22 protein-coding genes and 4 tRNA genes are annotated in these 23,743 nt (G+C 59.3%); 18 read left to right on the top strand and 8 right to left on the bottom strand.

Going from position 1 to position 23,743, the window contains the following annotated elements; genetic code table 11:
* The first annotated feature begins 12 nt into the window (after positions 1-12).
* From rpiB to DVU_RS07470, 3 genes are read left to right on the top strand one after another with little or no spacing between them, the layout of a single operon-like run.
* A complete protein-coding gene (gene rpiB, locus DVU_RS07480) occupies positions 13-456 on the top strand; it encodes a ribose 5-phosphate isomerase B (protein WP_010938871.1) in 444 nt (147 codons plus the stop codon).
* Positions 457-472: 16 nt separating this feature from the next.
* Positions 473-1,930 carry a cysteine--tRNA ligase gene (gene cysS, locus DVU_RS07475; protein ID WP_010938870.1) on the top strand — a complete coding sequence of 486 codons (1,458 nt, stop codon included), beginning with the start codon at positions 473-475 and terminating at the stop codon, positions 1,928-1,930.
* A 5-nt stretch (positions 1,931-1,935) separates the two neighbouring features.
* Positions 1,936-3,381, top strand: coding sequence for a beta-barrel assembly-enhancing protease (locus tag DVU_RS07470; RefSeq protein WP_010938869.1), 1,446 nt, complete (start codon positions 1,936-1,938; stop codon positions 3,379-3,381).
* Here the strand turns inward: DVU_RS07470 and DVU_RS07465 are convergent.
* Complete coding sequence (locus DVU_RS07465) at positions 3,357-3,506, bottom strand: hypothetical protein (protein WP_014524412.1); 150 nt, start codon at positions 3,504-3,506, stop codon at positions 3,357-3,359. The two genes, DVU_RS07470 and DVU_RS07465, sit on opposite strands and share 25 nt — an antisense overlap.
* A gap of 36 nt (positions 3,507-3,542) precedes the next feature.
* On the opposite strand from DVU_RS07465, the gene hslV reads away from it, so the two are divergent.
* The 8 genes from hslV (at position 3,543) to rho (ending at position 9,554) form a co-directional block, all read left to right on the top strand.
* Positions 3,543-4,088: an ATP-dependent protease subunit HslV gene (gene hslV / locus DVU_RS07460; protein ID WP_010938868.1), complete on the top strand. Its 546-nt coding sequence runs from the start codon at positions 3,543-3,545 to the stop codon at positions 4,086-4,088.
* Positions 4,085-4,945, top strand: coding sequence for a 4-(cytidine 5'-diphospho)-2-C-methyl-D-erythritol kinase (gene ispE, locus DVU_RS07455; protein ID WP_010938867.1), 861 nt, complete (start codon positions 4,085-4,087; stop codon positions 4,943-4,945). The genes hslV and ispE overlap by 4 nt, the downstream gene beginning before the upstream one ends.
* A 3-nt stretch (positions 4,946-4,948) precedes the next feature.
* Positions 4,949-5,024: transfer RNA gene (locus tag DVU_RS07450), tRNA-Gln, on the top strand.
* A gap of 42 nt (positions 5,025-5,066) precedes the next feature.
* Complete coding sequence (locus DVU_RS07445) at positions 5,067-6,005, top strand: ribose-phosphate pyrophosphokinase (protein ID WP_010938866.1); 939 nt, start codon at positions 5,067-5,069, stop codon at positions 6,003-6,005.
* Positions 6,006-6,054: 49 nt separating this feature from the next.
* Complete coding sequence (locus tag DVU_RS07440) at positions 6,055-6,627, top strand: 50S ribosomal protein L25/general stress protein Ctc (protein WP_010938865.1); 573 nt, start codon at positions 6,055-6,057, stop codon at positions 6,625-6,627.
* Positions 6,628-6,741: 114 nt separating this feature from the next.
* Positions 6,742-7,347: an aminoacyl-tRNA hydrolase gene (pth, locus tag DVU_RS07435; protein ID WP_010938864.1), complete on the top strand. Its 606-nt coding sequence runs from the start codon at positions 6,742-6,744 to the stop codon at positions 7,345-7,347.
* A 114-nt stretch (positions 7,348-7,461) separates the two neighbouring features.
* Positions 7,462-7,977 carry a CarD family transcriptional regulator gene (locus tag DVU_RS07430; protein WP_010938863.1) on the top strand — a complete coding sequence of 172 codons (516 nt, stop codon included), beginning with the start codon at positions 7,462-7,464 and terminating at the stop codon, positions 7,975-7,977.
* Between the two features lie 287 nt (positions 7,978-8,264).
* Complete coding sequence (gene rho, locus DVU_RS07425) at positions 8,265-9,554, top strand: transcription termination factor Rho (RefSeq protein ID WP_010938862.1); 1,290 nt, start codon at positions 8,265-8,267, stop codon at positions 9,552-9,554.
* 454 nt (positions 9,555-10,008) lie between these two features.
* On the opposite strand, the gene DVU_RS07420 is transcribed toward rho, so the two are convergent.
* The 3 genes from DVU_RS07420 to DVU_RS07410 form a co-directional block, all read right to left on the bottom strand.
* Entirely contained in the window at positions 10,009-10,863 is an 855-nt protein-coding gene (locus DVU_RS07420; RefSeq protein WP_010938861.1) for a 2-oxoacid:ferredoxin oxidoreductase subunit beta, read from the bottom strand.
* Positions 10,860-12,596: a 2-oxoacid:acceptor oxidoreductase subunit alpha gene (locus DVU_RS07415; protein WP_010938860.1), complete on the bottom strand. Its 1,737-nt coding sequence runs from the start codon at positions 12,594-12,596 to the stop codon at positions 10,860-10,862. Before DVU_RS07415 ends, DVU_RS07420 begins: the two co-directional genes overlap by 4 nt.
* Positions 12,597-12,668: 72 nt before the next feature.
* Positions 12,669-13,178 (bottom strand): ferritin, encoded by a 510-nt coding sequence (locus DVU_RS07410; protein ID WP_010938859.1) that lies wholly within the window; start codon positions 13,176-13,178, stop codon positions 12,669-12,671.
* Positions 13,179-13,341: 163 nt separating this feature from the next.
* On the opposite strand from DVU_RS07410, the gene DVU_RS07405 reads away from it, so the two are divergent.
* Positions 13,342-13,554: a dual CXXC motif small (seleno)protein gene (locus tag DVU_RS07405; RefSeq protein ID WP_010938858.1), complete on the top strand. Its 213-nt coding sequence runs from the start codon at positions 13,342-13,344 to the stop codon at positions 13,552-13,554.
* Between the two features lie 9 nt (positions 13,555-13,563).
* Here DVU_RS07405 and DVU_RS07400 read toward each other — a convergent pair whose 3' ends face one another.
* On the bottom strand, positions 13,564-14,238 hold the full coding sequence (locus DVU_RS07400; RefSeq protein WP_014524414.1) for a phosphoadenosine phosphosulfate reductase family protein: 675 nt from the start codon (positions 14,236-14,238) through the stop codon (positions 13,564-13,566).
* Positions 14,239-14,314: 76 nt separating this feature from the next.
* On the opposite strand from DVU_RS07400, the gene DVU_RS07395 reads away from it, so the two are divergent.
* The 4 genes from DVU_RS07395 to DVU_RS07380 all read left to right on the top strand — a co-directional run bounded on the left by DVU_RS07395 (position 14,315) and on the right by DVU_RS07380 (position 15,081).
* Positions 14,315-14,752, top strand: coding sequence for a pyridoxamine 5'-phosphate oxidase family protein (locus DVU_RS07395; RefSeq protein ID WP_014524415.1), 438 nt, complete (start codon positions 14,315-14,317; stop codon positions 14,750-14,752).
* Between the two features lie 47 nt (positions 14,753-14,799).
* Positions 14,800-14,876: transfer RNA gene (locus DVU_RS07390), tRNA-Arg, on the top strand.
* A 32-nt stretch (positions 14,877-14,908) separates the two neighbouring features.
* A tRNA-Arg gene (locus DVU_RS07385) sits at positions 14,909-14,985 on the top strand.
* A gap of 19 nt (positions 14,986-15,004) precedes the next feature.
* Positions 15,005-15,081, top strand: a tRNA-Arg gene (locus DVU_RS07380).
* Positions 15,082-15,195: 114 nt separating this feature from the next.
* On the opposite strand, the gene DVU_RS07375 is transcribed toward DVU_RS07380, so the two are convergent.
* Together DVU_RS07375 and DVU_RS07370 are read right to left on the bottom strand one after the other, a co-directional pair.
* Positions 15,196-15,513, bottom strand: a complete 318-nt coding sequence (locus DVU_RS07375; RefSeq protein WP_164561458.1) for a NifB/NifX family molybdenum-iron cluster-binding protein — start codon at positions 15,511-15,513, stop codon at positions 15,196-15,198.
* A 250-nt stretch (positions 15,514-15,763) separates the two neighbouring features.
* Entirely contained in the window at positions 15,764-18,883 is a 3,120-nt protein-coding gene (locus tag DVU_RS07370) for an ATP-binding protein (protein WP_010938855.1), read from the bottom strand.
* A gap of 254 nt (positions 18,884-19,137) precedes the next feature.
* Between DVU_RS07370 and DVU_RS07365 the strand changes: the two genes are divergently transcribed.
* Positions 19,138-22,032 (top strand): HD domain-containing phosphohydrolase, encoded by a 2,895-nt coding sequence (locus tag DVU_RS07365; RefSeq protein ID WP_010938854.1) that lies wholly within the window; start codon positions 19,138-19,140, stop codon positions 22,030-22,032.
* Between the two features lie 58 nt (positions 22,033-22,090).
* Here DVU_RS07365 and DVU_RS07360 read toward each other — a convergent pair whose 3' ends face one another.
* The gene (locus DVU_RS07360) at positions 22,091-22,462 is read right to left on the bottom strand and encodes a winged helix-turn-helix domain-containing protein (RefSeq protein WP_010938853.1); all 372 of its coding nucleotides are present in this window, start codon (positions 22,460-22,462) and stop codon (positions 22,091-22,093) included.
* Positions 22,463-22,692: 230 nt separating this feature from the next.
* On the opposite strand from DVU_RS07360, the gene DVU_RS07355 reads away from it, so the two are divergent.
* A complete protein-coding gene (locus DVU_RS07355) occupies positions 22,693-23,712 on the top strand; it encodes a molybdopterin-binding protein (protein WP_010938852.1) in 1,020 nt (339 codons plus the stop codon).
* Positions 23,713-23,743: the final 31 nt, after the last annotated feature.

Here is a 23,743-nt window from a genome sequence, read left to right as displayed (position 1 = left end):
AAGAGCATCATCATGGCACGCAAAGTATTCGTCGGTTCGGACCATGCGGGTTTCGCCCTCAAGCAGAGCATCGTCGACAGCCTTCGCAACGCAGGACACGACGTCGAAGACCTCGGCCCTGAAAGCGCCGTCAGCTGCGACTACCCGCACTACGCCCAGAAAGTCTGCGACCGTGTTCTCGCCGAAGAGGCCCTTGGCATCCTCATCTGTGGCACGGGCATCGGCATGTCGATGGCTGCCAACCGCATCCCCGGCATCCGCGCGGCACTCTGCACCTGCGAATTCCACGCCCGCGCCACGCGCCAGCACAACAACGCCAATGTCCTCTGTCTTGGCGAACGCGTGACAGGGCCCGGTGTGGCTCTTGAACTGGCACGCCTCTTCCTTGACACCGACTTCGAAGGCGGGCGCCACCAGCGCCGCATCGACCTTTTCGACCTCAACGGTTGCCGCTAGTTTTTCCGGAGACGCCATGCAGATCTACAACTCGCTCTCGCGCCGCAAAGAGCTTTTCACGCCCGCCGTACCCGGCAAGGTCAACATGTACGTGTGCGGCATCACCGCCTATGACCTCTGCCACATCGGTCATGCCCGTTCAGCCGTCGTGTTCGACGTGCTGGTGCGCTACCTGCGGCATACCGGACTTGATGTGACGTTCGCCCGCAACTTCACCGACGTCGACGACAAGATCATCAAGCGTGCCAATGAAGAGGGACTCACCAGCCAGCAGGTCGCCGAGAAGTACATCGACACCTTCTATGAGGACATGGACCGCCTCAACGTGCTGCGCGCCGACATCGAACCCAAGGCTACCGGCCACATCCTCGAAATGATCGCGCTGTGCGAAAAGCTCATCGCCAAGGGCAAGGCCTATGCCACCCCTTCCGGCGACGTCTATTTCCGCGTCCGTTCCTTCCCCGAGTACGGCAAGCTCTCCGGACGCGACATCGACGACATGCGTTCAGGCGCCCGCGTCGCCCCCGGCGAGGAAAAGGAAGACCCGCTTGATTTCGCATTGTGGAAAGCTGCAAAACCCGGCGAACCGAGCTGGACTAGCCCGTGGGGCGAAGGACGCCCGGGCTGGCACATCGAATGCTCGGCCATGAGCGAAAAGCACATGCCCCTGCCGCTGGACATCCATGGCGGCGGGCAGGACCTCATCTTCCCGCACCACGAGAACGAGATAGCACAAACGGAAGCCGCGCTGGACAAGCCTTTCGTGCGTTACTGGATGCACAATGGCTTCGTGCAGGTCGATGCGGAGAAGATGTCCAAGTCGCTCGGCAACTTCAAGACCATACGTGACATCCTCGAAGGCTATCTCCCGGAAGTGCTGCGCTTCTTCCTGCTCACCAAGCACTACCGCAGCCCCATCGACTTCACCTTCGACAGCATGGACGAGGCCGAAAAGAGCCTCAAGCGCATCTACGAGGCCCTTTCGCTCGCCCGCACCGAACGCAGCCGTTCCAAATGGAGTGCCACGCCTCTGCCTGCCGACGTGACGGCAGAGTTCGACACGCTCGACCGTGCCTTCGACGAAGCGCTTGAAGACGACCTCAACACGGCTGCGGCCCTCGGTCACGTGTTCGGCACCATCAGACTGGTGAACCGCCTGCTTGAAGACAAGAATCTTCGCAAGAGCGCAGAAACCCTTGCCCTGCTCGAACGTCTGGATGGTCTGGTCGCAAAATGGATGAAGGTCCTCGGGGTATTCGGGCGTGAACCCGAAGCCTTCCTGAGTGATTTGAAGGAATGCCGCATCCGGCGCAAGGGCATCGACACGACCAAGGTCGACGCCCTGCTGGAAGAACGCAAGTCCGTCCGTGCCGCGAAGGATTTCGCCCGTGCCGATGCCATACGCGACGAACTCGCCGCCCTTGGCATAGAAGTGCGCGACACCCCTTCCGGAGCGGTCTGGGACGTCCTGTAACGCCCATGACGACACTTCTTCGCAACGAAACGCCCCGCCGCTGCGCCTTCTGGCGCGGTGCGCGGGGCATTCTGGCCTTTGTGCTGGCACTTGCGCTCACCATTCAAGGGGTTGCCCCGGCGTGGGCGTTTCTTGGGCTTGGCGGTTTCACCATCAAGGATGAAGTGGAACTCGGCAGGAAGTTCGATGTCCTCATCAAGTCCCGGATGCCGCTGGTCGAAGACCCGGAAGTCAAAGTCTACGTTCAGGACATCGTTGCACGCCTTCTTGAACAGGCACCGCCGCAGCCCTTCGACTTCAAGACCAATGTCCTGCTGCACAATTCGCTGAACGCCTTCGCCAGCCCCGGCGGGTTCATCTTCGTCCATACCGGTCTTGTCATGCAGATGGACCACGAAGCAGAGGTGGCGGGAGTGCTAGCCCATGAACTCGCCCACGCAACGCAACGGCACATCGCGGGCCGCATCGAAAAGATGCAGACCACCAGCATCCTGTCGATGGCGGGGGCACTCGCCGGAGCGTTTCTGGGCGGCGGGTCGGGCAAGGGCGCGGCCATGGCGGGTTCCATCGCCGCCGGGCAGTCGGCCATGCTCAACTACAGCCGTGTGGACGAAACCGAGGCAGACGAAATCGGCCTGCGCTATCTCATCGCCGCCGGTTTCCGTCCTGAAGGCATGGTCGGCGCCTTCGAGAAGATTCGCAAGAAGCAATGGGCCATGGGTACCGACATCCCCTCATACCTGAGCACCCACCCGGCCGTGAACGAGCGCATCAACTCGCTTTCTGCGCGCATCGCCGCACTTCCGGCAGATATCCGGTCGCGTCCCAATGACGACGCACGGTTCCTCAGGGTGCGCACCATTTGCAGGGCCCGCTATGGAGACCCCGCGGTCTCGGAACGGCTTTTCGCCGATGCCCCCGCCGGGGATTGCCTCGCGCAACTCGGCAAGGCCATACTCTTTTCACGTCAGAACAGGGTCGCCGAAGCGACTGCCGCCTTCGACAAGGCATTGCAGTGCAGCCCGAAAGACCAGCTCATATGGCGCGAGGCCGGCAGGTTCCACTACACCAAGGGTGACAAGGGGCGGGCCGCAGCCATGCTGCAACGCGCCACGCTCATGAACCCCGACGACTACATGGCACTCTTCTTCTATGCCCGGCTTCTTGCCGATTCGGGGCAGCCCCAGAAGTCGTACCAGTATTTCGACGAGGTGCTTCGCCGACTGCCCGAAGATGCCGAGGTGCACTACTACTACGGGCGGGTGCTGGGTGCTTCCGGGCAACCTTTCAAGGCGTACCTCCACCTTGCCTACAGTTCGCTGTACAGCAACGACAAGCACAAGACCGAATCATTCGAGGAACAGGCCAGGGCACAGGCGCGCACACCTGAAGAGATGGCCGAACTCGAACGGTTCGCCGCCACCTATCAGGAGAGAAAGGCGTTCTGGTAGAGCACGCGCCCCTCAAAGGTCACGGCACTGAGACTGAACACCACGGAATAGCCCTGAATGGGGCAGTACTGCCCAGAACACCACAAGAGGGCAGCCCCCTGCCCTCTTGTGGTGCGGACAGACATCACGCCCTTTCAGGCGTACGATATACGGGAGTATTCATGGAACTCAAGGGAACGACCATTCTCGCAGTGCGGGGTGCCCAGGGTGTCACCATCGCAGGTGACGGTCAGGTGACCATGGGCCAGAGCATCGTCATGAAGCACTCGGCGCGCAAGGTGCGCCGTCTCTACAACGGACGGGTGGTCGCAGGCTTTGCGGGTTCCACGGCCGATGCCTTCACGCTGTTCGAACATTTCGAGGCCAAGCTTGAAGAACACAGGGGCAACCTTGTCCGCGCCGCCGTGGAGATGGCCAAGTCGTGGCGCAAGGACAAGTATCTGCGCCGACTCGAAGCCATGCTGCTTGTGGCCGACAACGAACACATCCTCGTGCTCTCGGGCAACGGGGATGTCATCGAACCGGATGACGGCATCGCCGCCATAGGTAGCGGCGGCCCCTATGCCCTTGCCGCAGCCCGCGCACTCGCCCGCCACACGCAACTCGATGCGGAGACCATCGCCCGTGAAGCCATGCGCATCGCAGGCGAGATATGCGTCTTCACCAACGACCACCTCACCGTCGAATCGGCGGAGACACAGGCATGAACGACGCGGTGACGCTCCGTTCCGGGTGCAAGGTCAATCTCGACCTCCATATCACGTCGCGCCGTGACGACGGCTATCACGAAATCGACAGCCTCTTCCTTCCGCTGGAGGAACCGCACGACGAACTGGTGGTGACGGTTGGCGATGCTCCCGGAATAACTGTGACGTGTGCCATTCAGGGCATCGACCCGACACGGAACACGGTCACCCGCGCCTACGACGCCTATGCCGAAGCCTCCGGATTCCGCCCGCCTCTTCGCGTCGAGTTGCGAAAAGGCGTTCCGCATGGGGCAGGACTGGGAGGCGGCAGTGCCAACGCCGCTGCAATCCTGAACCACCTCGAATCCATCGCCCCGCATCCCCTCGGAAGAGAGACGCTATGCAGACTGGCGGCCCGCATCGGAGCCGACGTGCCGTTCTTCATCCATGCGGTCCCGTGCCGTGCCAGCGGCATTGGCGAGATCATCACCCCTGTGGCATGGCCGTACAAGGGATTCACCCTGCTTCTCGCCTGCCCGCAGGTACAGGTCTCCACGGCATGGGCCTACGGCGCGCTGGATGCTGCCGAAGAAAAACAACTCCGCGTGCGTGGTTGCTTGACAACGGGGGGGGTTGCGGATAGAAACTCGTTCTCCCGCGAGTCATGGCTCCATAACAGCTTCGAACCGGTGGTCTTCGCGTCTCACCCGGAGCTGCGGTCGCTCAAGGAAGCCTTGTTGCGACATGGCGCGGCAGCCGCCCTCATGAGCGGTAGCGGCGCGAGCGTCTTCGCCCTCTTCAGGAGGCGTGAAGATGCCGAAGCGGCCTTCGAACAGCTGAAGGGTCATGGCATACGGGTATATCAGCATCTTTTGTGACGCTGGGGTGTCGCCAAGTTGGTAAGGCAACGGGTTTTGGTCCCGTCATTCGAGGGTTCGAGTCCTTCCGCCCCAGCCATTTCAGAACGCAAGTTCCCCAACTCTAGCCGGATGTCAGACCATGCAAGGCGATCTCAAGATCCTGACCGGCACTTCCAACCCCGAGCTGGCCAAGGCCATCTGCAACCATCTTGGTTGCCAGATCACGCCCGCTCTGTGTGAAACCTTCAGTGACGGCGAAATCCGCATCGAGATCGGCGACAACGTGCGCGGTGACGACGTATTCGTCGTTCAGGCCACGTGTGCCCCGGTCAACTTCAATCTGATGCAGCTGTTCCTGATGCTGGACGCCCTCAAGCGTGCCAGCGCAGGCCGCGTTACCGCCGTCATGCCGTACTACGGCTATGCACGTCAGGATCGCAAAGTCTCTCCCCGCGCTCCTATCAGCGCAAAACTGGTTGCCGACTTCCTGACAACCGCTGGCACTGACCGCGTCGTCACCGTCGACCTCCATGCGGGTCAGATACAGGGCTTCTTCAACTCCCCTGTCGACAACCTGTACGCCGCCCCGGTCATTCTCGACTACCTGCGGCAGGTCGAAGGTGAAATCGTCATCGTGTCGCCCGACGCCGGTGGTGTCGAACGCGCCCGCGCCTACGCCAAGCGGCTCAACGCAGGGCTTGCCATCGTCGACAAGCGCCGCGACAAGCCCAACCAGGCGCAGGCGATGCACGTCATCGGCGACGTACGCGACAAGGTCGCCATCGTCGTTGACGACATGATCGACACCGCAGGCACCCTCTGTGCAGCAGGCGAAGTCCTGCTCAAGAACGGTGCGCGCGAGGTCATGGCATGCGCCACACACCCCGTACTTTCCGGGCCTGCCATCGAACGTCTTTGCAACTCGCCCTTCAAGCAGGTTATCGTCACCGATACCGTGCCCTTGGGCGACAAGCTCAACGCTTGCCCGAAACTGCATGTCCTTTCCGTTGCCGGGCTTCTGGCCAAGGCCATACACAATATCCACACCGAATCGTCGGTGAGCGTTCTTTTCGTATAGCAATCTCGTTCCGTGGCCGCTTGCCGCAGGAATGTAAAGGAGAAACAGCATGTCCGAGCAGAAGACACTGAGCGTCCAGAAGCGCGACAACCTGGGCAAGGGTGCCAACCGCAGGCTCCGTTCCGAAGAAGTCGTTCCCGGCGTGTTCTACGACACCAAGGGCAACAACGTCGCCGTCCAGATGCCCGCCAAGCCCCTTCAGAAGCTGTTCGAAGAAGTGGGTCGCACCACCGTATTCCAGCTTGAAATCGAAGAAGAGGGCAAGAAGAGCACGCATCCCGTTCTCATCTGGGACGCTCTTTTCCACCCCTACAAGAAGAAGTTCACGCATATCGACTTCTTCGGTGTCGACCTTGATCGCGAGATCAAGATCCGCGTTCCTCTGGAATTCGTCGGCACCTCGCGTGGCGTCAAGCTTGGTGGCAAGCTCGAAGTCTACCGCGAATTCATAGACGTCATGAGCAAGCCGCTCACGCTGCCCAAGAAGATCACGCTGGACCTGACCGAACTCGACATCAACAGCACCATCATGCTGAAGGATGTCGCCATGCCCGAGGGTGTGCGTCCGGCAACCAACGAGAACTTCGCTATTCTCAGCGTGCTCACCCCCAAGAGCGAATAGTTCCGCGTTTCTCCGCCGCTTCAGGCCGGCTCCGCTTGCGGAGCCGGCTTTTTCCCGTGTTGGCCGGTCATTTCCGGTACGGCATGTAGCCCACCCTATCGCCCCGATGCGCACATGAACATATCCGGACTCATCATCGGCCTCGGCAATCCGGGACGCGAGTACGACCGTACCCGCCATAATTTCGGATTCATGTTCATCGACGCCCTGCTGGAAGAAGCCCAGCGCAATCCTTTTGCGCGCTGTGAACAACTCAGCGGCGGCAAGAAGAAATACGACCTCTGGCGATGCGACATCGTCGAAGGACAAGCCCCATGGCTTCTTGCCAAGCCGCAGACCTTCATGAACCTCAGCGGCGAGGCCGTGCTTGCGATAGCCTCGTTCTATCGGGTCAAGCCCGCCGCCATGGTCGTGGCGCACGACGAACTCGACCTGCCCCTCGGAAGGATGCGCTTCAAGATGGGGGGAGGCAACGCAGGACATAACGGGCTGAAATCCATCACACAATGCCTTGGGACGCCTGACTTTCATCGACTCCGCCTCGGCATTGGCAAACCTCCGGCAGGTGGAGAAACCACAGGGTGGGTGCTCGGTCGCTTCTCCCAGTCCGACACTGCCATGGTCGACGCGGTGCTTGAGGCGGCCATACAAGGCATCAGGACATTCGCCACAGAGGGGGATGTCGCGGCCACCCAGTACATCAACGCCTTCAGGCCCTGACCGCGTTCACATTGCCAGCAGGGTAGCCGCATCGGGAGTGGACGCCGTTGCGGCTATTGTGTATTATGTTTTTTCACGCTCATAGAACTTTCTCACGAATCCCAGGAGCAGATAGTGTTCAGCCCGGATGAACTGGTAGTGTACCCCGCGCAAGGCGTCGGCAAAGTCGAACGTATCGAACGCCAAGAAGTTGGGGGCGTCACAGCCGAGTTCTACATCGTACGCATCCTCACCAACAACGTCACTCTCATGGTGCCGGTGAAGAATGCGGCCAATGTGGGGCTGCGCCCGCTCTGTTCGACCGAACGGGCAAACGAGATCATGCTTTCGCTCGAAGACCGCAGTGGTTTTACCGGGTACACCGGACAGAACTGGAACAGACGCTACCGCGAATACTCCGAAAAGCTCAAGAGCCCCGACCTTGGTGATGTCGCCTACGTTCTGCGCGAGCTTCTGCTCATCGGCAAAGACAAGGAACTCTCCTTCGGCGAACGGCGACTCCTTGAACAGGCCATGTCCTTGCTGGTCGTCGAACTTTCCCATGTGCAGGGTCTCACGCAGGAAGAAGTTCGGGCCAATATCGAAGCGTTATTCCAGGATGTTCTCCAGCCACGCGAGAACGTAGAATAGCCCCCTTGCCAACATGACGGTATTGGGCTAGGTTCTCTCTGTTCCCACACATACTGGTCAAGAGCCTGTAGCTTTCCCTGCATCGCATCGACTTCGTTGTCGTTTACGCGTGTGTAGCAAGGCTCATTCGCGGTCTTTTACACGCATCCAGCATTCGATTCGCACTTCAGTACCCCCGCAGCCTTCTTTCATCTACGTGTACGCAGCCAGTTCTGCGGCCCGAAGACATGTTCCCGCACGGGGCATCCCTTCCAGCAACTCTCTTTCATTACTCACTCCGGTACCCTATGAGGAAAAAGAAAAGCGCTCCGAACCCGGAAAGTGCCATGAACCTTTCCGAGCTGAAGATCAAAAGCATGCAGGAGCTCATGGAGCTTGCCGAGCAGTTCAAGGTCGAAAACGCCAGCGGCATGCGAAAGCAGGAGCTCATATTCGCCCTTCTGCAAGCCTGCGCATCCCAGAATGGAGCCATATACGGCGACGGGGTGCTTGAAATCCTGCCCGACGGCTTCGGCTTCCTTCGATCTCCGCTCTGCAGCTACATGCCCGGCCCCGACGACATCTACGTCTCCCCCTCCCAGATTCGTCGGTTCGCACTGCGAAAAGGCGATGTCGTCTCCGGGCAGATACGCCCCCCCAAAGAGGGTGAACGCTATTTCGCCCTTCTCAAGGTCACGGAAATCGGCTTCGAGCCCCCCGAAAACGCAAAGAATCTCGTCCTGTTCGACAACCTCACGCCCATCTACCCCGACCGCCAGTTCATCATGGAGAACGGGGACAAGAACTATTCGAGCAGGATCATCGACATCATGGCCCCCATCGGATGCGGGCAACGCGGCCTCATCGTGGCCCCGCCGCGCACCGGCAAGACCATGCTGCTTCAGACCATCGCCAACTCCATCAATGCCAACAGCCCCGACACCTATCTCATCGTCCTGCTGATTGACGAGCGCCCCGAAGAAGTCACCGACATGGAGCGCACCGTCAAGAACGCCGAAGTGGTGAGCTCGACATTCGACGAACCGCCACAGCGCCATGTGCAGGTCTGTGAGATGGTTCTCGAAAAAGCCAAGCGCCTTGTCGAGCGCAAGCGCGACGTTGTCATCCTGCTCGACTCCATCACCCGCCTCGGTCGCGCCTACAACGCCGTCACGCCCTCTTCCGGCAGGGTGCTTTCGGGCGGTCTCGATGCCAACGCACTGCAACGCCCGAAGCGATTCTTCGGTGCTGCACGTAACATCGAAGAAGGCGGCAGCCTCACCATCATCGCCACCGCCCTCATCGACACCGGCTCTCGCATGGACGAGGTCATCTTCGAAGAGTTCAAGGGAACCGGCAACATGGAGATCTATCTCGATCGCCATCTCTCCGAAAAGCGCGTGTTCCCCGCCATCGACATCAACCGCACCGGCACCCGCAAGGAAGACCTGCTTCTTTCCGACGAAGTGCTCAACCGCGTGTGGATACTGCGCAAGATTCTCGCCCCCATGAGTTCCATCGACAGCATGGAATTCCTTCTCGACAAGATGCGTGGCACCAAGAGCAACCGCGATTTCATGAACTGCATGAACAAGTAGCCACGCCCCGACCCGACTTCAAAGGCCCGCTTTCGACCGAAAGCGGGCCTTTCACATTCTGCGCTAGGACGCGGACTCTCCACGACGATGTCGAGGCCCGGCAATTGCCAGCAATCCTGTGCCACTCACAGCGGATGCGAGGACACGCCGTAAACGGAAGGCATAAGGAACGTGACGGCTGCGAATGAACTCTCGCCACGATGCATCGCGGGCACACTGTGTTGCTCATGCCGTTCACGGGGCGAGTACCCAAACGTGTCCGACGACAACCTCCGACGCCTTGATGGTGCGCAGCTGTCTGCGCACCGCAGGCACTCCGCAGCCGTGCAGACGGCGGGGTGCCCCCTTGCGTCACAGACCTGATACTCTCCATCCCCCGGCGCCGACTATGGCAACCACCGACTATGGCAAACATCGGCTATGGCAGCCGCCGGGCATCTCGCACCGCAACGGGTCACATATACGACGCCATGATGTCGCGCAGCACGTCATGACGTACCGCCTGCCGACCCAGCGGCCCCTTTGCGACATGTGATACGCGTTCATCCAGTGGCGGACGCTCATTCCTGTAGATGACCCCTATGGGCAACACGTCCCCGAAGGTGTCGGCAATCCGCATCGCAGCGTTCCAGTCCGTAGGGTCGTGGCTGGCGTCAATCTCCCGGCATCGTTGCCGATACCATCCGAACGTATTCACCTTGTTGAACGACACGCACGGCGAGAAGATGTCGACCAGCGAAAAGCCCCGGTGTCGCACCGCCGCCTCGATCATGGCCTGCAAGTGCTCGACATTGCCGGAGAACGAGCGGGCGACGAACCCGCAACGCATGGCCACAGCCACGGCAACAGGGTTGAACGGTGCACTTGTGACCCCACCGGGCTGGCTTTTGGTGACTTGTCCCTCCCCGGTCGTGGGGCTGGCTTGTCCCTTCGTGAGCCCGTATATCTGGTTGTCGTGCACCAGCAAGGTCATATCCACATTCCGCCTGATAGCGGCAAGGAAGTGGTTGCCGCCTTCGCCGTAATTGCATCCGTCACCACTCTGGGCAATGACGGTGAGCTCGCTGTTGCACAGACGTATGGCTTGCGCAGGGGGCAGACTGCGACCATGCAACCCGTTGAAGCCGTTGAGGCGGATATAGTGCGGCGCCTTCGCGGCCTGCCCTATGCCCGAGACATGCGCCACCTTGTGCGCTTCGAGTCCCAGTCCGACGATGGCCTGCCGCAGGGCCTTCATGATGTCATGATTGCCGCATCCGGGGCACCATGAGGTCTCGAACGTCCCAAGAGATTCGATGGTGGTGGTCATGCGGAGGCTCCTTTGGCGGTCTGCATGTGTGACGTTCCCGAATCCCCTGCCGTAAGATGCGCGACGATCCATTCCGGTGTGAACGGCCTGCCGTCATAGCGAAGGAGCGTACGCCCGACGGTTACTCCGCCAAGCCGTAACAGGCGAGAGAACTGCCCTATGGCGTTGCCCTCGATGCACACGACCTCGGAGGCCTCCCCGCACCGGGAAAGAAACTGCGAAGGTTCGAGTGGCCACACCTGTGTGAACGAAAGCACCCCGACCTTGCGCCCGCGGGCACGCAAGCGCTGTGCAGCCTCGACCACGGCACCTTCACTGGAACCCCAGCAGGCGAGCAGCAAGTCAGGCGCTTCATCCCCGAAACACCTTGGGGGCAGCGCCATGGAACGCAGTCCATCGCCTTTGCGAAGCCTCTTGTCGCTCATGGCAATCCGCAAGCCGGCGTCTTCCGTGATGTATCCCTGTTCCGTGTGCTCATGACAGTCTGCCAGTACCAGGGATTTCGAGAACCCCGGAATCCTACGAGGAGAGATACCGCTTTTGGTCAATTCGTACCGTTTGTACCTGTCGCCCTCCGGCCCCTTGTCCGTGGAGAAATCAGGCTCGGCAAGCGGCGGCAGCGCGTCAAGGTCGAAGGGCGCAACGGGCCTGTAGGAATCAGCGAGATACTGGTCGGTCAGCACAAAGGCCGGAATCTGGAAGCGCTCTGCCAGGTCGAAGGCCGCGTACGTGAGGTGGAAGCAATCTTCGGGCGTCGCAGGGGCGAAGATGACACGGGGGAACTCTCCGTGTCCCGCATAGAGTGCGAGGTCGAGGTCTGCCTGTTCGGTGCGCGTCGGCAACCCCGTCGCGGGGCCGGGCCGCTGCGCCAGCACGATGACCACGGGCTGTTCCATGACACCCGCAAGGCTCACCCCCTCGGTCATGAGCGCAAACCCTCCGCCCGATGTGGGCACGAGCGCCCTCGCGCCAGCATAGCTGGCCCCGAGCACCATGTTCATGGCGGCGATTTCATCCTCGGCCTGCTCTACGACAACTCCCATGCGCTCCGCATGAAGGATGAGATTCTGGGCGACCGATGTGGCTGGCGTCATGGGATAGAAAGCGCAGAACTTCACGCCCGCTGCCAGTGCCCCCAGTGCGATGGCCTCATTCCCTTGCAGCATCATCCGACCTGTCGGCCCTTCCGGCGCGGATAACGGTTCGGATGCGGCACGATGGTCAGATGCCCATCGCCATGCGGCCTCAAGCACCTCGAGGTTGCGCGTGATGACGTCATCGCCCTTCTTGTGGAAAGCCTCCCCGACCAGACGGTCGACCGGGGCACGTTCCAGCCCCAGCAGGGCTGCGAGCACGCCGAGAGCGGCAATATTCTCATACAGGGGACGCCCGGCAAGCGCCGCAAACGGAACACGCAAGGCGTTGAGGGAGCCCGGGTCGAGACGTTCATCAAGGATGAGCAGCCCATCGCCCAGCCGGGGTCCCTGTTCCGTGACTGTGCGCTGGTCGAGCGCGACGAGCACATGCACATCATCCGTGGGTGCAAGGACATCTCCGGCACCGACCCGGATGTTGTAGGTGTTGTGCCCTCCCCGCACCCGCGACATGTAATGCTGGGCTACCAGCACTCCATAACCACTACGGATAAGTGTGCGCACCAGCATGTCGCCGATGGTCACAAGCCCCTGCCCCGCTTCGCCACCGATGACAATGCTCCGAGGCGCCTGCTGCATGGAATCCCTCCGGGTAAAGACCGTTCCGGGTCGGACGGCGCGCCCTGAATGAAGGGCGCGCCCTGTCTGCCGCTACGCCGTCGTCGGCGGAGTGAACACGCGCGTCGCAAGGTCCTTGTCGAGCATCAGCATGCCCTGCCCCTCGCCATTGATGAGGCGAAGCTTGTTAAGGACGTCGTTGACGCTATCCTCTTCCTCGACCTGTTCGGTCACGAACCACTGAAGGAAGATGTTCGTGGCGTGGTCTTTCTCTTCAATGGCGACGTTGACGAGGTCGTTGATACGCGAGGTGACAAGCCTTTCATGTTCAAGGGTATGAGTGAAGGCATCCAGCGGATTCTTCCATTCTGCGGGGGGCGCGTCGACAGGATGAAGGACTGCCCGCCCGCCTCTTTCGCCGATGAAATCGAAGAACCGCATGGCGTGGAAAAGTTCCTCCTGCGCCTGGATACGCATCCAGTTGGCAAACCCGGCGAGGCCCTTATCCAGGAAATAGGAGGACATCGACAGATACATATAGCTCGAATAGAGCTCCCATTTCACCTGTTCGTTGAGGGCATCGTTCATACGCTGGCTGAGCATGTCGGTCTCCTTGCTCCAATGGTTGAATCAAACGAGGGATTGAAATCAATGGCCTACTGTACACCACGCGGGGCTTTCTGCAAGCCTCGAACAGAAGCCTCTTGCCTGACGCCTACGCATGGTTTATCCCCGCCCTTGCCGCCAAGGCACAAGGAGACAACACATGTGGGGAACCACGTTCAACCGTTCGCGTTCGGAACAGACAACCGTCCCCTGCCATGAATGCGGGGCACAATTGAAGATACAGCGCAGTTGCCACGAAGTGTTCATGCGCTGCGAAAGCTGTGACAGAATCTACGACATCGCCGACTACGTCGCGGAAATGGATGACGCCATGGAACGTTTCATGGAAGGGGTCTACTGCGACAGGGTATAGGGCCTCACGCTAAAAATAGCCGAGGGCGTGCAGGGCATCCATCGACGCCTCCTTGGTGGCGTCCCGCCCCGCCCGTTCATCGCCCCCCACCACCAGCGAGGTGCAGGGTACACACCCCAGCGAACGATACCCCTGTGCGTAGAGGGTACAGTACGGAAGACCCTGTGCCATCGTATAGGCCCAGATATCCATCTCGCTGAATTCAAGGACGGGGTGTACGCGCACATGCGATGGCGCATCGAACGTCTCCGTCTGCGGACGCGACGCACGTTCAGGGTTTTCGTCCGCACGCACGCCCGTCAGAAGCACCGCTATTTCTCTCTCTTTCAAGGCCCTCAACAACGGTTCGACCTTGAGGTCGCGACAACAGGCGACACGGTCGACAGCCACCGGGTAGTCCGGGCCGACATCAGGGCGCACGACCGTGAGGTCGATGCTCCACTCCTGTGCCATCCTGTCACGAAAGGCCACCACCTCCGGGAATTTGCAGCCCGTATCGAGGCTCAATGCCTTCGCACGCATACCGGGATGCGCCTCATCAAGGACACGCTGCCAGAGACTGAGGGCGACCGTGGAGTCTTTTCCACCAGTCCACGCCACAGCGACATCCTGCGGCTTCCACGTGTGGGCCACCTCCAGCAACACTCGCCTCGCCCGTGCGACCTTCAACTCGAGTCCTTCCACAGATGGTCTCCTCAATCTGATGAAACGTCTTGCACCGCATCCCCCGACCTGCCAGACTCGACCAGAGGGAGAAGCCATGCTGGATACCGTCATGAACATACTGGCAGCCCACGACATGTGCGTGCTTGCCACGACAGGCCCCAAAGGGCCACATACTTCGCTCATGGGGTATGTGTGGGACGAGGAGCAATTACGCATCTACCTCATGCTGCGCAAGGGGTCGCTGAAATACGGCAACATGTGTTCCGACCCTCGCGTTTCCCTGCTGGTGGACGACAGAATCCGCCATGCGGAGAACCCTCATGAAGGAACACAGGCCCTGACTGTTCATGGAGTGCATGTGCCCTTTCGGGAAGATGGCGACAAGCAGAGGGCACATGGTATGCTCTTGCGCCGCCTGCCCCACCTCATCCCGTTTGCCAGCCAGGAAGACACCACACCAGTAGCCATACAGCCCCAAGGGTTTCAGTGGCTGCGGGATGTCGAGGATGCTGTTTTCCTGAAAATACCTTGAGAATTTTCTTGACGGAAGGGGCGACTCAACCTATACCGCTTCTCGCTGCGCCGGTAGCTCAGTTGGATAGAGCAACAGGCTACGAACCTGTAGGTCGGAGGTTCGAATCCTTCCCGGCGCACCATTGAAAGGGCATTCGCCACAGTTATACGACACGCGCCGGTAGCCCAGCTGGATAGAGCAACAGGCTACGAACCTGTAGGTCGGAGGTTCGAATCCTTCCCGGCGCGCCACAAGGCGAATGGCGTGCATGCGCTGGTAGCTCAGTTGGATAGAGCAACAGGCTACGAACCTGTAGGTCGGAGGTTCGAATCCTTCCCAGCGCGCCACGAAAGCAAACCCCCCGGTGAAAACCGGGGGGTCTTGTCGTTGATGGGCTTTTTTTCAACGATAACGAGCCATCGTGGGTATGCGTCCCTGATGCCCCCAGCCAGCCGCAGCTGTCAGCCCGAGAAGGCACCGACTTGCCCGCCAGCCACAACGACCCCCTGTCGCAGTATGGCATCCCGCACTGTTCCTCCGACTCCGACGGCAAGAGTCATACCGGCATCAGCCAGTACGATGCGCGCCTTCGAACCGCACTCACCGCAAAGGACATGTGTCACACCATGGGCCGCCAGCAATGCCACAAGGCGTTGCCCTGCGGCTTCCCTGTCGTCCCGGTGAGGATTTCGGAACGCCCCGGAGATATGACCGTCTTCCGCCACGAGAATGAACCAGTCGGCCCTGCCGAAAACGGGTTCAACGAGACAATCAGGCATGGGGCCCTGTGCTGCCACTGCAAAAAGCATCTTGCTGCTGCATCCTTTCCTTGAAGGCGTTTCGGGAAGGGATTCAGATCATATGGAGAGCCATATGTTCCCTTCTCCCAGTCGGTCATCCATCGACGGCTACTTCGACCTGTTCCATCAGAAGGCAATGCAAACTGAAATATCAAATCGATATATCATAAGGCCATACTGAAGGCATAACCACGACAAGACATGGCGTTCGGCATCTAACGATATACCACTACGCATCAGCACGGCGCAACTGCATGCGCGAGACATGCCGTGCTATGGCGGCATGAAGCTGTGCGACCTCTGCAGGTTTTGCCACATAATCGTCGGCCCCTATTTGCAGAAGCCTCTCACGGTCGCCACTGAGGGCGTATGCAGTCAGTGCGATGACCGGAATGTCAGTATTGCGTGAACCGGCTTCTCCTTTTCTGATTCGCAGGATAGCCTCTGCCCCGTCCATGACTGGCATCTGGATATCCATCAGCACCATGTCGAAATCTCCTGTGGAAAGCTGTTCCAACGCCTGCCTTCCATCCTCGGCGACGGCAACCGTGTGTCCATCCCTGTCCAGTTGATACGTGATGTAGCGGCGCGTCACAGCGTCATCCTCTGTGACGAGAACACGCAAAGGGGGTATCGGTTCAGCGGAGGACGCCGCGGCAGCTTCAGGCTGTACTTCATCGCCATCCGGAAGCCCGAAGTTGAGCGTGAAATAGACTGTCGTCCCCGTGCCAGCCTCACTCTCGAAGGCTAGATGCCCCCCCATGACCCGGATGATACGCCGACAGATTGAAAGCCCCAACCCCGCCCCCTGATGCGACCTCTTGAACCCCTCGCACGCCTGCGTGAAAGGCGTGAACAACTTGCCATGCTTCTCGTCAGGGATCCCGCATCCTGTATCTTCAACAGAGAAAAGCACTCTGCAACTATTCGCCAGAACTGGCGAAAGATGTTCGGCACGCAGGGTGACGCTGCCCTTCTCCGTGAACTTGAAGGCATTGCCAAGAAGGTTTGTGAGCACCTGCTGCAATCGTGAGGCATCTCCGACCACGCGGGACGGGATGGCTGCATCGATATGGACATGCAGACTCACTCCCGCCTGCATGGCTGAAGGTATGAAGAGCTCTCTCACCTGCCGTATGGAACGCGACAAATCAAATGGAATGCTGACAATCTCAAGCTTTCCCGCGTCGATCCGGGAAATATCAAGGACATCGGTAAGCAGGTCCGCCAGCCTGCGGCACGAGCGCATCGCCATCTCTGCTAGTTCCTGCTGACGAGGAGCCAGTGACGCGTCCGCAAGCATCCTGAGCATTCCGAATATACCGTTCAGCGGTGTCCTGATTTCATGGCTCATGTTAGCCAGGAACTCATCCTTCGCGCGATTAGCGGCAACCGCCTTCGTCTTTGCCTCGACGAGCTCGAGTTCGGTACGCTTCCTTTCGTCCACATCCTGAAACGTACCGACGACCAAGGCCCCGCTCCCTTCATCCACACGCCCCACCGCCCGAAGGTGCGTCCACTTACGCCGCCCGAGCCTTGTCATGGCTTCACACTCGATATCGGCGGTGCCGCCATGATGGAGTACATCTTCAAGCATGGCACGTATCCGGGGCAGATACTCCGGCATAAAGGAGGTGAGCCATTCAGCAAGCCCCGGCTTGTAGTCTTCGGGTAAATCGAGGATACGGTTCACTTCCTCCGACCAGAAGAGATAGTCCGTCCTGATGTTGGCCTTCCAGCCCCCTATCTTGGCGATGCGCTGCGTCTCGAGAAGAAACAGTTCCCTCTCGCGCAACGCCTCTTCGGCCTGTTTGCGGTCAGAGACATCCTCGATGATGCCGATACCGATGAAGACGTCTCCCGCCGGTGCCTTCACACCTTTGAACAGGCAACGGATGAATGCCGTCTTCTTCCCCAGCGGCGACGTGTAGACGCCCTCGAAACCGCCAATCCCGCCACGCAACGAGGCGAGTACGGCACCTAGCATTCGCGCATCATGCATCTGATTGATATAGTTGAAACCTATGATCTGACCCCTTGATGCGCCGCAGAGTTCGGCAAACCTTTCATTGACATCTATGATGATGCCGTCTCCATCATACTGCACCAGCCCAAGCGGAGACTGGTCGAAGACGAGTCTGTAGCGTGTTTCACTCCTTTTGATTTCCGTCCTTGCCTCACGCAGGCGCAGCACGTGTTTAAGAAGAACGACAACAAGCACGCAGAGAACAGCAACGAACGCAACCGCAACAAGCAACTCGCGCCAGTAGTCTCGCCATATCGATTCAGGTTCATTGATGACCCTGCTACCCTGAGGTATGCGATGCGTCGAGATGCCATGTCGTCGCAACACCTCATAGTCAAAGAGGTAGGCATTGGCATCGTTTCCCTCGATCACAGGCAGTGAGGCTGGGGAGGCACCTGCGAGAATCTTCAGGGCCATATCTGCCGCAAGACGGCCCTGTTCATAGTGAGAGATGAGCTTTCCCCCAAGCAGCCCCTTGCCCATGCCATGTTCCCAAAGATGATATACCGGGGAACGTGTGTTTTGCAGAATGAAGGCTAGCCCTTCCTCGAAATTCCGAACTACGCCCCGCTGGTCCTTATAGGCGGACAGAAGAAGTATGGCATCGTTGGCACCGACACGTTGCAAGCGTCTTCCCAACTCTTCCCACCCCATGTTTTCAAGGGACAACTCCTGATAGCGAACGGAAGCAATCCCTCGCACCACGTCATGAAATGTTTCGAGGTCGGCCTTACCTGCGGGCATGACATCCGAGATGACATAGAGGGTCTGCGTAGAGGGCTTCAGACTCCAGACAAGCTTGATGGTCTCATGCATCGAAACGGCTTCGATGACTCCGGTGTAGGTCTCGCTTCCCGACAATGAGCGTGCAAGCCCCACGTTGTTGACACCGCAGAAGACCACCGGACTCTTGCCCAGTAATCCGCCATGACGCTCCATGACGAAGGCAAGGGCATTATCGTCAGACGTGATGACCACGTCATACGCAGGAAGCCTTGCAAGCTTGTACCTGAGATAGCTTTCAAAATGATCGACGCTGGATTCATCGGTGAACCGCTTGCTGTCCATGAACTCGACATCGAGGACCACGCCCGCAGACGCAAGCACAGCACGGACGCCCTCAACCTGCTGGAAGAAAGTCGGAAAAGCAGGACCATACGAACTCAGTAGCAGCACTCTGGGGCTTGCGCCCCACGCTGCACCCGCCATCGACAACGCAAGGAACAAGAGAAGGAGATGACATCGCAGAATGAAGGTCAACCCGCGGCAGGCTTCGCGGCGCTGGCCACGCCAGCTGAAACGCCCGAGCGAAAGGTTGACCATTCTGCACCCTCCATGCCTTGTCCAAGGTCTCGGCTGTCGTCGTTACAAAGACTCACACCAGCTGTTGGTTACGCATGTCCGTCACAGAATACACCTTTGAGCCTGCCATGGGCAACGTGAAGAAACAACGTCAAGCCAAGACGCCATGAATCCAGACGTGTCTGCGCCATGGCGAGGCCCCCGCTATCAAATGGTATCATCATTTCCCAAAGCCTGTTACATGGAAGCTGTATCTCCAAGTCGGAGTCTGCCACATGTCACGACCTTCATTCCGCCTGCAACATCTCATCGTAGCAGCTGGCTTTCTTATTCTTGCCCTCGCTGGTTTGTTCACAACGGGCATGTATTTCATGCGCTCGGACAAGACCATCACGGAAGCGCGCAACAGCATATTCACTCCGACAATGGGAGAGGCCCATGCACGCCTCGACCTTCTCTTCACACCGGCCGACACAACGTTGCAGCTCGTAACCATACATTCTGAAAAACCTTACTTTTTAAAAACAGATGCAACGACGATTCCGACATCTCTGACGAAGACACTCGATAGCGCACGTTTCATCACGTCAATATACACGGGATATGATGACGGGCAGTATTTCATGATACTTCGCAGCAACAAGCAAGACGACCTCCATAAAATGGCTCCTGACGACACCGCATACATACTTCACACTGTAACGATTGAAGAACACGATTACAAAAGACTTTTAAGATTCTTTGACAAGGATCTTAATCTCATAAAAACAAGTGACATATCAGACAGAGCTCCTGTTTTCGACCCCAGAGAGCGACCGTGGTACGGTACGGCGACGCAAGATGATGCTCTGCATGTGACCATGCCATACCGTTTTGCTTCCTCAGGAGAATTCGGCATTTCATTATCGCGCCGCCTTCAGAATCTGGACGGGGTCGCGGGGGCCGATATCAACCTAGAATCACTGATAGGTGCCCTCGCCACACTGAAGCCGACGCCCGAGGCGAGCATCGCCCTCATTGATGCAACAGGGAACATCCTTGCCTGTAGTGACGCAAAAGGGCTTGCCAGACGCAGTGAGCAGCATCCCCTGTCGTGTGGCCCTCTCTCGAAGGCTACGGCTGACGAGTTGGTCATGGCAGGGAAGACGGCCCCCCAGTCGCCGAGGTTCAGGCGAATCGTCACCGACGACGGGGCATGGGTTGCGGGAGGTGAAAGCCTTCCGGAACTGGGAGCAAACGGCGTCTCCATGGTGCTGGCTGTCCCTGAAGACGCCCTTGTCGCCGGGCTGCGCACGACCCGGAACGACACGCTCCTCTTGCTGGCAGGGGGATTCATCCTGCTGCTGCCCGCCCTTTTCTACGGAGCGCATCTAGTGACATCCCCACTGCAATGTGTCGCCAGAGAAGCCGAACGCGGACGAAAGTTCGACTTCACGGCTGGCGAGTCCACGCACTCCGTGGTCACCGAGATCAATGATCTCGCACTTTCGGTCGACCACATGCAGCATACCATCCGCAAGTTCATGCAACTGGCGAAGAGCGTCTCGCGCATTCGTGATTTCGACAGGCTGGTGCCCCTTCTCACACAGGAAATGCAGCAGGCGACCGCGACCCAGGCGGTTCTTCTTTACATGCCGGACAAGGACCATACGCTTCATCTCTGGTCCGGCTGCGGCATCGGTGGTGAATGCCTTGGACATGACGAAAGTGAAGCCCTGCCGCCGACAACAGTCGTCCCCCAAGGCAAGATTCCCATCCGCACCGGGGGACTTCCTCCCGAAGACGCCTGCCATCGTCATATCAGCACACTGTTGAACGGCACGGACGCGCAGCACCAGCACTGGTTCGCAGCCGTCACCCTCCGGGACAAGCGAGACGCTGTACTCGGCGAATTGCTCGTCATCGACCAGGTACCTTTCAGTCAGGAACGCCTTGCCTTTCTCCGCGCCACTTCAGGAGTTGTAGAGGTGGCGCTGGACAACGACCGCATGGTCAAGACCCAGAAGGAACTCTTCTCGGCGTTCATCCGGCTTCTGGCACAAGCCATCGACGCCAAAAGCCCATACACCGGCGGGCATTGCACACGGGTTCCCATACTCTCGCGCCTGCTTGCGGAAGCCGCCAGCGACACCCGACAGGGTGCCTACGCCAGCTTCGGCATGACAAATGAGTCGTGGGAAGAGTTGTACCTTGCCTCATGGCTGCATGACTGCGGCAAGGTCACCACCCCGGAATTCGTGGTGGACAAGGCGACGAAACTGGAAACCATCCACAACCGCATCCATGAAATCAGAACGCGCTTCGAGGTCATCAAGCGTGATGCGCATATCGCCTACTGGAAAGGAGTGTCCGAGGAGGGTGACAGGGCGGCACTACAGAAAACGCTGCAAGACGAGTTGCGCACACTTGATGACGATTTCGCCTTCGTCGCGGCGTGCAACACCGGAGAGGCACCTGTAGACGATGCGGCGCGCCAGCGTTTGCGAAACATCGCGGAAAGGACATGGGAAAGGACACTCGACGACACGCTGGGAATCTCATGGGCGGAACGTGAACGGAAAGAGCCCGACCATCCCCTGCCTCCCGTCATGGAAAAGCTCTTGTGTGACTCGAGCGCCTTCGTCGTTAAGCCTGATGCAGTGTCACAAGAGACGGAGGACAGGTGGGGCTTCGACATGCCCCGCCCCGAAGTGCTGTACGACAGGGGAGAACTGCACAACCTGTCCATTCCGTGGGGAACGCTCACCAGCGAGGAGCGTTACAAGATCAACGAGCACATCATCCAGACCATCATGATGCTCTCCGAACTTCCGTTTCCGGCGCATCTCGAGAATGTCCCGGAAATCGCCGGTGGGCATCATGAACGCATGGATGGCACTGGATATCCGCGCAGAATCAAAGGAGAGCTGCTCCATCCTCTGGCGCGCATCATGGCAGTGGCAGACATCTTCGAGGCGCTGACAGCACCCGACAGACCCTACAAGAAGGCAAAAACCCTCTCACAGGCCATGAACATCATGGTGGGCATGGCCAAAAGCGGCCACATCGACAGGGAATTGCTCTGCATCTTCATCCGTGAAGAAGTCTATCGCGCCTACGCAGAAAACCATCTGCCGGAATGGCAACGTGACGCCGTAGACGCTGAGGCACTGCTACGCGACCTCGGCTGAAGACAGCCGGGTTGAGAGACGGCGACCTTGGTCATGCCCCTGTTCCACTCCACGTTTTTCACTCGTCCCTAACCCTGCCGGCAGATTCTGGACTGGCGAAAAGCTCCTGGAATCTCGCCTGAGCAAGGGTATCCATTTCCTCGAACAGCGCCTCATAGGCAACGAGCATGGCATGCCCGCGGGCAGTCAACTCGTAGCCCGCCTTGTTTCCGCCTCGCTTCCGTAGAACCGCCTCGCCGAGGCGGGCTTCTATCTTGCGCACCCTGCCCCAGGCGGCACGGTATGACATCCCGAGCGCCCGGGCGGCGCCCGCCAGAGACCCCGTTTCCTCCACACCTTTGAGCAATGCGGCACTGCCCGGGCCGAAGGCGTTCTCGCCATCGGCGTCAATCCATAGCTTGAGGCGAAGCTTGAACCGTTCCTGCTTCATGCCATCTCCGTTGTTGTCGCATGACATCATCACACACGTTGGTGCAACTCACCGCACATTCACGTTTTATAGCATACTCCTTCGCATTATTTCCATCTCATGGGAATGTTCGTTGACTTGTTATGCAAGTCTGTGCATAAGAAAAATAATCATCCTATATCCATGATTGACGCACCTTTATTGTTCGAACGTTCACCCACGACAGCGAAACAGCCTCGGAGCCCCCACTCATGATGAAAGCGATTCCTGTCGAACAAGCCGTCGGTACCGTCCTCTGCCACGACCTGACCCGCATCGTTCCGGGCGAACACAAGGGGCGCGCTTTCCGCAAGGGACACATCGTCACCGAGGCGGACATCCCCCTCCTTCTCTCCATCGGAAAAGAACATCTCTATGTGCTCAACCTCGAAGCCCACCAGCTACACGAGGACGAAGCAGCCCTCCGGATAGCAACTGCGGCGGCGGGACCGGGCATATCGCTGTCCGAGGTCTCCGAGGGGCGTATCAACTTCATGGCATCGCCGGGGCTTCTCTGCGTCGACGTCGAGGCGTTGAACGCCATCAACGCCATCGATGAGGTGGCCCTCGCCACCATGCACAGCGGTCAGTTCATCGCGGCGCGGCGTGCCGTGGCAGGCACCCGGGTCGTACCGCTTGTCATCGACGAATCGAAGATTCGGCAGGTAGAGCGTATCTGCGCCGCCAGCTACCCTGTCGTACAGGTGAAACCTCTGCGTTCGCACAGCATAGGCGTCGTCACCACCGGTTCGGAAATCTTCCATGGCCGCATCAAGGACAAGTTCGGCCCCGTCATGCGTGACAAGTTCGCAGCGCTGGGGTCGTCGGTCATGGGGCAACGCCTCGTCGGTGATGCGCCGGAAGCCACACGGGACGCCATCCTCTCCTTCATCGGTGAAGGGGCGGACATGGTCGTGGTGACGGGCGGCATGAGTGTCGACCCTGACGACCAGACCCCGGCGTCCATTCGCGCCACGGGTGCCGAGGTGGTCACCTACGGTTCCCCGACCTTTCCGGGGGTCATGTTCATGCTGGCGTACCTGAACGACATCCCTGTTCTCGGTCTGCCCGGATGCGTCATGTACTACCGGGCGAGCATCTTCGACCTTGTCGTCCCCCGATTGCTGGCAGGGGAACGTCTGGCAAGGCGAGACATCACCAGCCTGGGACACGGTGGATTCTGCGCAGGCTGCGAAACCTGCCACCACCCGGTGTGCCCGTTCGGAAAGTAGTCACCCGCCGCAAACGCCCCACGGGGCGAGG

Source organism: Nitratidesulfovibrio vulgaris str. Hildenborough, from assembly GCF_000195755.1.
GTDB lineage: Bacteria > Desulfobacterota > Desulfovibrionia > Desulfovibrionales > Desulfovibrionaceae > Nitratidesulfovibrio > Nitratidesulfovibrio vulgaris.
Note: the sequence above shows the minus strand (reverse complement) of the source record. Positions and strands in the feature narration are given on the sequence as shown.